This window comes from Streptomyces palmae (genome assembly GCF_004684805.1).
GTDB lineage: Bacteria > Actinomycetota > Actinomycetes > Streptomycetales > Streptomycetaceae > Streptomyces > Streptomyces palmae.
In genome coordinates this window covers 1-2,688 of sequence record NZ_SRID01000580.1, presented here as the reverse complement: position 1 = coordinate 2,688, position 2,688 = coordinate 1, and the positions used below count along the sequence as shown (strand labels likewise).

2 protein-coding genes are annotated in these 2,688 nt (G+C 73.4%); both read left to right on the top strand.

The genetic code is table 11. From position 1 onward, the window contains the following. Positions 1 to 334 precede the first annotated feature (334 nt). Positions 335 to 1,567 (top strand): phosphodiester glycosidase family protein, encoded by a 1,233-nt coding sequence (locus E4099_RS31160; RefSeq protein WP_135342455.1) that lies wholly within the window; start codon positions 335 to 337, stop codon positions 1,565 to 1,567. A gap of 118 nt (positions 1,568 to 1,685) precedes the next feature. Continuing rightward, a partial coding sequence (locus E4099_RS31155; protein ID WP_135342454.1) for a family 2B encapsulin nanocompartment shell protein occupies positions 1,686 to 2,688 on the top strand: 1,003 nt, incomplete at its 3' end.

Sequence of the window (2,688 nt, the reverse complement as noted above, 5' to 3'; positions counted from 1 at the left end):
CCCTCGCGGGCGGGGAGGGCCGCCCCGCCCGCGAGGGCTGCTCCCAGGGTGGCGACGAAGGCGCGTCGCGAGCGGCTGAGCATGGGGCCTCCCGGCTGTCGTCCCGGCGCGCGGCCGGGAGATGGATGTGCGCGATGGACGCCAGTGAGTATCGGGGCAGTCGGGCCTCTTGGGCAGAGGGCCGCGAGGAGTTCCGCGTCCGCTCGCCCGCCGTTTGCCCCGTGTTGGGTCGCGCCATGGTGAAGTCCCCTGTGTCATGGGACAGTTGTCGGCCGTCGAACCGTCTGGGGGTACCGTGACACGTCGGTTCCGCACCGCACCTGGTACCGGCCGGATGCGCGTGGCCTGGGCACTGGTGAGTGCCTGGGCGGCCCTGGCGGGCGCCGGGCTGGCGGGGGCCGCGCCCGCACAGGGCGCCACGCCGGCGCCGCGGTTCACCGCGGAGCACACCCTCGCGCCGGGTGTGGCCTACCGGGAGTTCACCTGGCCGGCCTCGCACGGCACCGTCTACGGGCACCTGGTCACCGTGGACCTGCGCGCCCCCGGGGTGTCGCTGGACCTGGTGTACCCGGGCGCGGTGGGCGCCCGGGCCGCGGTGAGCCGGTTGGCCGACGCGCGCGGCGCGGTGGCCGCGGTGAACGGCGACTTCTTCCACATCTCGGAGACCCAGCACCCGGGCGTGCCGGCCACCGGCGCCCCGGTCGGACCCGCGGTGTCCGGCGGCCGGCAGCTCAAGGCGGCGGTGCCGGCCGGCCAGCGCTTCGGCCCGGCCCTGCCGCCGGGGGCCGGCACCGAGGACGTCATCGGGGTGGGCATGGACCGCAGGGCCCGGCTGGACCGGCTCACCCTGCGCGGCCAGGTGCGCACCCGGCTCGGCACGCTCCCGCTGAGCGGCCTGAACCAGTACGCGGTGGCGGTGGACGGCATCGGCGCCTTCACCTCGGACTGGGGCGGCGCCTCCCGGGTGCGGGCCACCTGCGGTACGGACACCCAGCGGTCGGCCCCCTGCAGTAGCGAGACCTTCGAGGTGGTGGTGCGGAACGGGCGGGTGGCCCAGGTCGCCGACTCCCCGGGCGAGGGGCCGGTCACCCGGGATTCGGTGGTGCTGGTGGGCCGGGAGGCCGGCGCGCGGAGGCTGCGGCAGCTGCGGGTGGGCGATCGGGTCCGGGTGGAGCGGCAGTTGACGGACACCGGGCGGTCGCCGCTGGCATTCGCCGTGGGCGGGTTCCCCATCGTGCGCGCGGACCACCGGCTGGACGGCCTGGACACGGTGACCGCGGCGGTGCGCACCAGCGCCGGGATCGGGGACGGCGGCCGCCGGTTCTACCTGCTGGCGCTGGACGGCGGGCCGGAGTACCGCAGCGGTCTGACCGTGGCCGAGCTGGCCGAGGTGATGCTCGAGCTGGGGGCCGATGACGCGGTCAACCTGGACGGCGGCGGTTCCTCCACCCTGGCCGTCCGGGGGCCGGGCGAGAGCGGCAGCACGGCACGCAACCATCCCTCGGGCGGGATGGAGCGGCCGGTGGCCAACGGGATCGCCGTTTTCGCACCGCAGCAGTCACGGTAACCACACGATCATTCCACCCTTTCGAGTGACTGCGCTCCATAAAATCCGCTGATAGCTTCGGAGTCGCTCAAGCGGCATGACTTCCGCACGGGTTCTACAGGGTGGGTGGGCATTCTTCATGACGACTTCGGTGAATCCCCTTTCCGAGGCCGGAAATCCGCAATCGCAGCTCAGTCTCGGTACGTCGGCCGCCCGGAATCTGGCGACCACCACCAAGACCGTCCCGCAGATGCAGGGAATCACCTCGCGGTGGCTGCTGCGGCTGCTGCCCTGGGTGCAGGTATCGGGCGGTACCTACCGGGTGAACCGCCGGCTCACCCACACCCTGGGCGACGGCCGCGTGGAGTTCGTCTCCACCGGCGCCGAGATCCGGGTCATCCCGGTGGAGCTGCGTGAGCTCCCGCTGCTGCGCGGCTTCGAGGAGAGCTCGGTGCTGGAGTCGCTGGCCGACCGGTTCCGGCAGCGGGAGCTGGCCCCCGGCGAGCTGCTGGTGGAGGCGGGGCGTCCGGCCGACGAGCTGGTGCTGATCGCACACGGCAAGGTGGAGCGGCTGGGACCCGGCGCGTACGACCGGCCCACCGTGCTGGACACCCTGACCGGCGGCGACCATCTGGGCGAGCCGGAGCTGACCGCGGCCGAGCCGGGTCTTTGGGAGTTCACCGCGCGGGCGGCCACCTCGGTCACCGTGCTGACCCTGCCCCGGTCGGAGTTCGAGGCGCAGATGGCGGGTTCGCGGGAGCTGCGCGGCCATGTGGAAGGGGTGCGGTCGGCGCCGCGCCCGGCGCAGAACGCCCATGGTGAGGCGGCCATCGAGGTGGCCTCGGGGCATGCCGGCGAGCCCACCCTGCCCGGTGTCTTCGCGGACTACGAGAGCACGCCGCGGGAGTACGAGCTGAGCGTGGCGCAGACCGTGCTGCGCGTCCACACCCGGGTCGCCGACCTCTACAACGACCCCATGAACCAGGTCGAACAGCAGCTCCGCCTCACCATCGAGGCCCTCCGCGAACGCCAGGAGCACGAACTCGTCAACAACCGCGAGTTCGGCCTCCTCCACAACGCCGACCTCAGCCAGCGCATCCCCACCCGCAGCAGCCACCGGGAGGAGATGCCCTGCATCTGCG

Bases quoted from the DNA above. Each gene is read 5' to 3' on its own strand.
- E4099_RS31160 (WP_135342455.1), top strand. From the start codon at position 335: ATGCGCGTGGCCTGGGCACTGGTGAGTGCCTGGGCGGCCCTGGCGGGC.